At 71.4% G+C, this 5,308-nt stretch carries 5 protein-coding genes and 1 pseudogene; 4 read left to right on the top strand and 2 right to left on the bottom strand.

Going from position 1 to position 5,308, the window contains the following annotated elements:
• The first annotated feature begins 182 nt into the window (after nt 1-182).
• Together AB0J68_RS26415 and AB0J68_RS26420 are read left to right on the top strand one after the other, a co-directional pair.
• Nucleotides 183-1,355, top strand: coding sequence for a zinc-dependent alcohol dehydrogenase (locus AB0J68_RS26415; protein WP_355067256.1), 1,173 nt, complete (start codon nt 183-185; stop codon nt 1,353-1,355).
• 329 nt (nt 1,356-1,684) lie between these two features.
• Complete coding sequence (locus AB0J68_RS26420; RefSeq protein WP_363940930.1) at nt 1,685-2,071, top strand: DUF2267 domain-containing protein; 387 nt, start codon at nt 1,685-1,687, stop codon at nt 2,069-2,071.
• Nucleotides 2,072-2,084: 13 nt separating this feature from the next.
• Here AB0J68_RS26420 and AB0J68_RS26425 read toward each other — a convergent pair whose 3' ends face one another.
• The gene (locus AB0J68_RS26425) at nt 2,085-3,563 is read right to left on the bottom strand and encodes a glutamate--cysteine ligase (protein WP_354863078.1); all 1,479 of its coding nucleotides are present in this window, start codon (nt 3,561-3,563) and stop codon (nt 2,085-2,087) included.
• A 185-nt stretch (nt 3,564-3,748) separates the two neighbouring features.
• On the opposite strand from AB0J68_RS26425, the gene AB0J68_RS26430 reads away from it, so the two are divergent.
• Nucleotides 3,749-4,087, top strand: coding sequence for a DUF3817 domain-containing protein (locus AB0J68_RS26430; RefSeq protein ID WP_363940932.1), 339 nt, complete (start codon nt 3,749-3,751; stop codon nt 4,085-4,087).
• Between the two features lie 40 nt (nt 4,088-4,127).
• Here AB0J68_RS26430 and AB0J68_RS26435 read toward each other — a convergent pair whose 3' ends face one another.
• The gene (locus AB0J68_RS26435; RefSeq protein ID WP_354863085.1) at nt 4,128-4,676 is read right to left on the bottom strand and encodes a hypothetical protein; all 549 of its coding nucleotides are present in this window, start codon (nt 4,674-4,676) and stop codon (nt 4,128-4,130) included.
• 142 nt (nt 4,677-4,818) lie between these two features.
• Here AB0J68_RS26435 and AB0J68_RS26440 point away from each other — a divergent pair.
• A pseudogene (locus tag AB0J68_RS26440) lies at nt 4,819-5,226 on the top strand (peptide chain release factor 1); the annotation flags it as partial.
• Between the last annotated feature and the right edge of the window lie 82 nt (nt 5,227-5,308).

Consider the following 5,308-nt stretch of genomic DNA (forward strand, 5'->3'; position numbering starts at 1 on the left):
CCGAGCAGCAGGTCCGCGACGACCTGCGCCGGTTCAAGCAGGTGCTGGAGGCCGGCGAGGTGGTCCGCTCCGAGGGCAGCCCGAACGGCATCTCCGTACGCCAGCAGGCCATGCAGCGGCCCGCGCAGCCGCTGCCGGCGGCCCGTCGCTGACCACCCACGCCGTCGAAAGGGACCGCGGAGATGAAGGCCACCGCCTGGATGGGCACCGACAGCGTCAAGGTGATCGACGTGCCCGACCCGACGATCATGAATGCCCGCGACGCGATCGTGAAGATCAGCACCACCGCGATCTGCGGCTCCGACCTGCACCTCTACCACGGCTACATCCCGGCCATGCGCAAGGGAGACATCCTCGGCCACGAGTTCATGGGCGAGGTGGTGGAGGTGGGCCCGCAGGTGCGCAACCTCAAGCCCGGCGACCGGGTGGTGGTGCCCTTCCCGATCGCCTGTGGGCACTGCTCGTCGTGCCAGCGGGGCCTGTACTCGGTGTGCGAGAACTCCAACCCCAACGCCGGGATCGCCGAGAAGGTCATGGGCCACTCGCCGGCCGGCATCTTCGGCTACTCCCACCTCCTCGGCGGGTACGCGGGCGGTCAGGCCGAGTACGCCCGGGTGCCGTTCGCCGACGTCGGCCCGCTCAAGGTGCCCGACTACATCCCCGACGACCAGGCGGTCATGCTCGCCGACGCCTTCCCGACCGGCTACATGGGCGCCGAGATGTGCGACATCAAACCGGGGCAGGTCATCGCGGTCTGGGGCGCGGGACCGGTCGGGCTGCTCGCCGCCGCCAGCGCCCGGCTGCTCGGCGCGGAGCGCGTGATCGTCATCGACCGGTTCCCGTACCGGCTGCGGCTCGCCGAGGAGCACGTCGGCGCCGAGACGATCAACTATGCCGAGGCCGACGTGCTGGACACCCTCGACGAGATGACCGCCGGCCGGGGGCCGGACGCGTGCATCGACGCGGTCGGCCTGGAGGGCCACCACGGCAACGCGGCCCTGTACGCGTACGACCGGGCCAAACAGGCCACGCGGACCGAGACGGAACGGCCCTTCGCGCTGCGCGAGGCGATCCTGGCCTGCCGCTCCGGCGGGGTGGTGTCGGTCATCGGCGCGTACGGGGGCTTCGTCGACAAGTTCCCGATGGGCGCGTTCATGAACCGGTCGCTGATCATGCGGACCGGCCAGTGTCACGTGCAGCGCTACACCCGGCCACTGCTGGAACGCATCCAGCTCGGCGAGATCGACCCGAGCTTCGTCGTCAGCCACCGGCTGCCGCTGCGCGACGCCGCGAAAGGCTACAAGATCTTCCAGAAGAAGCAGGACGACTGCACGAAGGTGCTCCTCAAGGCCTGAGCGTCGACCGGCCGCCGCGCGCGGCCCTCCGGGCGGTATTCGGGGGCGGCGTCGTACTCGAAGATCGGGATCGTGCTGCTCCCCGAGTGGCGGGGGAGGGGCGTCGGATGGCGCGACGGAGATCTTTACAGCCGGCTGCGCGACGATCCGCCGGCCGCAGCGCTCGCCGGGAGGTGATTCCGGGACGGGGCACCCGTGCCGGTCCACCGCTACCCAGACACCGCACCACCGGACGCCGCGCCACCCCGTTTGTGCCCGGCGAGCCGGGGAAACCGCCCCGTTCGCCCGGCGGGCCGCACGGCCGGCCGAGCAGACGGAAGGAGCGGGTCATGGAGTACGACCAGATGATCGCCACGGTGCGCCAGCGTGCGGGCCTCGGGGAGAACGAGGCCGTGCGGTCCGTACAGGCCGTCCTGTCGGTGCTCGGCGAACGGCTCGCCGGCCAGGAGGCCGACCACCTGGCGGCACAGCTACCGGATCGGCTGGACGCGTCGGTCACCCGTAATCCGCAGGGCCGCCGGTGGGACATCGGTGAGTTCCTCAAGCACGTCGGCGACCGGGAGCAGGTCGCGAACGCGGACCAGGTGCGTCAACACGCCCAGGCGGTGCTGCGTACCGTCGCCGAGGCCCTCGACGACGACGAGCGACAGGACCTGCTCGCCCAACTGCCGGGCGGCATCATCGACCTGTTCGGCGTGCCGACACCGCGCGGTTGACCGTCGCCGCAGATCAGGGGATCGGCCACTCGTGCACCGGCCGGTTGCTGTGCATCAGCGTCACGTAGTGCCGGACCACCTCGCGCAGCGCCTCCGGCCGGTCCAGGTGATCGGCGGACTCCAACCGGTGCAGCGTTTCCACCTGCCAGGTCGCGCCGTTGCGGCTGGTCAGGCAGCGCTGCTCGATGATGCCCAGCAGCCGGTCGCGCTCGGTCGGATCGAGGCCCCACCGGTCCAGGCCGTGGTGCGCCATCGGCAGCAGCCGGCGCAGCACCAGCTCGGTGACCGGCAGGTAACCGAGGCCGGGCCAGAAGACCTGCGCGTCGATGCCGTGCCGGGCGCAACTGGTGAAGTTCTCCTCGGCGGCGCTGAACGACATCTGGGACCACAGTGGGCGATCCGACTCGGCCAGGGCGCGGACCAGTCCGAAGTAGAAGGCGCCGTTGGCGATGGTGTCCAGCACGGTCGGCCCGGCCGGCAGCACCCGGTTCTCGACGCGCAGGTGCGGCCGGCCGCGCGACACGTCGTACACCGGGCGGTTCCAGCGGTAGATCGTGCCGTTGTGCAGCCGCAGCTCGGCGAGGTTGGGCACCTCGCCGGCCGCGAGGGTCTGCGCCGGGTCCTGCGGGTCGCACACCGGCAGCAGCGCCGGGAAGTAGCGGACGTTCTCCTCGAACAGGTCGAACACGCTGGTGATCCACCGCTCGCCGAACCAGACTCTGGGGCGTACCCCCTGGGCTTTGATCTCTTCCGGCCGGGTGTCGGTGGCCTGCTGGAACAGCGGGATGCGGGTCTCGCGCCACAGCTCCCGGCCGAAGAACAGCGGCGCGTTCGCGCCCAACGCCACCTGGATGCCGGCGACCACCTGGGCGGCGTTCCAGTAGTCCGCGAACTGCGCCGGGCTGACCTGGAGGTGGAACTGGGTGCTCGTGCAGGCCGCCTCCGGGGTGATCGTGTCGGCGGTGACCGCCAGGCGCTCCACCCCGCTGATGGCGATCGGCAGGTCCTCACCCCGGGCGGCGAAGATCTGCTCGTTGAGCAGCTTGTAGCGCGGGTTCGCCGAGAGCGTCTCGGCGGTCAGGTGCTCGGGGCGCAACGTCGGCAGGATGCCGATCATGACCATGTGCGCGCCGATCGCCCGCGCCTTCTCCTCGGCGGCGTTGAGGCTGGCCCGCACGTGCTCCTCGAAGTCGGCGGTGCCGGTGCCGGTCAGCCGCCGCGGCGGCACGTTGATCTCGATGTTGAACTGGCCCAGCTCCGTCTGGAAGCTCGGATCCTCGATGGCCGCCAACACGTCGGCGTTGCGCATCGCCGGGTTCGACGCCTCGTCGACGAGGTTCAGCTCGATCTCCAGCCCGGTCATCGGCCGGTCGATGTCGAACCGCGACTCGCGCAACATCTCGGCGAAGACGTCCAGGCAGTTGCGCACCTTCTCGCGGTACCGGGCCCGGTCCTCCCGACTGAAGGTCCGTACGCCGACATCCTCGCCCATGGTCACCACCCTGTCACCGCTGGTCCCCCCCAAACCTCGCACGTGGCCGGCGGGCGGGGGAAGACCCGAGGGTTCTTTCCTACCCAGTCGCGGGCTCCGTGACCCCTGTCGCACGCTGCGTGGCCGACGAGGGCGCGAACGGCCGGCACCGTTAGCATTGCCGCCCGAGAGGTGGTGGCGTCCGGATGCGAGAGAAGGTGACCCGGCTGTTCGTCGCGGCGGCGATCGCCGAGGCGTGCTCCTGGCTGGCCCTGCTGGCCGGAATGGCCGTCAAGTACGGTCCGCCCGGCAACGAGCTGGGCGTCAAGATCTTCGGCCCGATCCACGGCGGCCTGTTCATCGCGTACGGGCTGCTGGTGCTCGCGGTGGCCCGACTGCGCCGGTGGAGCGTGCCGGTGACTGTGGTGGCGCTGGCCTGTGCCGTGCCGCCGTTCGCCACTCTGATCTTCGAGCGCTGGGCCCGTCGCAGGGGAATCCTCGGCGTGGACCGCCGCCCGGCCCGCGAGCCCGCACCCGTCGGCTGACGCGCGGCCCGGCCGCTGCGCGGGCCGCCGCCGGGTCAGGTCAGGTCACTGCGGAGCAGGCCACCACGCCGGCGAGCAACAGCGCGCCCAGCGCCGCCTGCAACAGCAGTGGCGGGCCGAGATGCGACCAGAGCGTCGCGGTACGCGGGGTGAGCAGCTGCCCGGTGGTGAGGTTGACGATCCGCTCGATGCGCGGCGGCAACTCCGGGTCACGCTGCGGGCGCAGCGTGAGCTGCACCTGGTCGGCCGGGTGCAACGCGCTCTGCGGCAGGTGCCCGTGCAGCTCCACCTCGCAGAGCTGACCGGCGGTGTTGCGCAGGCGCACCGGGGTGACCAGGTACTCCGGGCCCTGCTTCAGCTCCTTCCAGCGCCGCCGGGTGCCGCCGCCGCCGAACGAGAAGAGCGCGCGCAGCAGCAGGGCCGGCAACCGGGCGAACGCCGCCGCGGCGAGCACCGCGACCAGCACCGGTTGGCCGACGCGTATCTCGCGGGTGTAGCCGTCGAGCAGGCGGACCAGCCGCCCGGTGACGATCCGCTCCGTCGGGTGCACGATCCGTCGGGTATCGAGTCCGCTGTCCATCCCCACCACCGAGAGTCCGCTTGTGTTCACTGATCGTATCGATGTCCCCGGTTGAACGCCGTGAATGAAACCTGGTCACGGGCTCACGGCCACGAGGTGACATCCCGGGCGAGCAGGGTAAGCGGGGGGCCGAGCTGGAAAGGGGTCGAGCATGCAGCTGTCCTTCCTGCGCCCGCTCTACGACCGACCCGGGCCGTGGTGCTCGGTGTACCTGGACGCCTCCGCCGACACGGAGGACGCCAAACCGGCGCTGGACCTGCGCTGGCGTGCCCTGGAACGCAGCCTGGCCGACCAGGGCGCGGACGAGGCGAGCATCGCCGCGCTGGACCGGGTGATCCGGGGTCACGACCCGATGGTCGGTGACTACGGCCTGGCCGTCTTCGCCAGCCACGGCCGGGTGGTGCTCTCCGAGTACCTGTCCGCGCCGCCGCTGCGCGACCTGGCCAGTTTCGGGCCACTGCCGCACGTGATGCCGCTGCTCGCCCAGCGCGGCGAACAGGTGGCCTGGGTCCGGGTGGTCGCCGACCGCACCGGCGGCGACGCGATGGCGGTCACGTCGCCGGCGTTCTGGTGCCACGCCTCCATGGCGGCGCGCTGATAGCGCGACTGGGACCAGCCGCCGGGCTGCACGCGACGCAGCG

Source organism: Micromonospora sp. NPDC049580 (genome assembly GCF_040675595.1).
Classification (GTDB): Bacteria; Actinomycetota; Actinomycetes; order Mycobacteriales; family Micromonosporaceae; genus Micromonospora.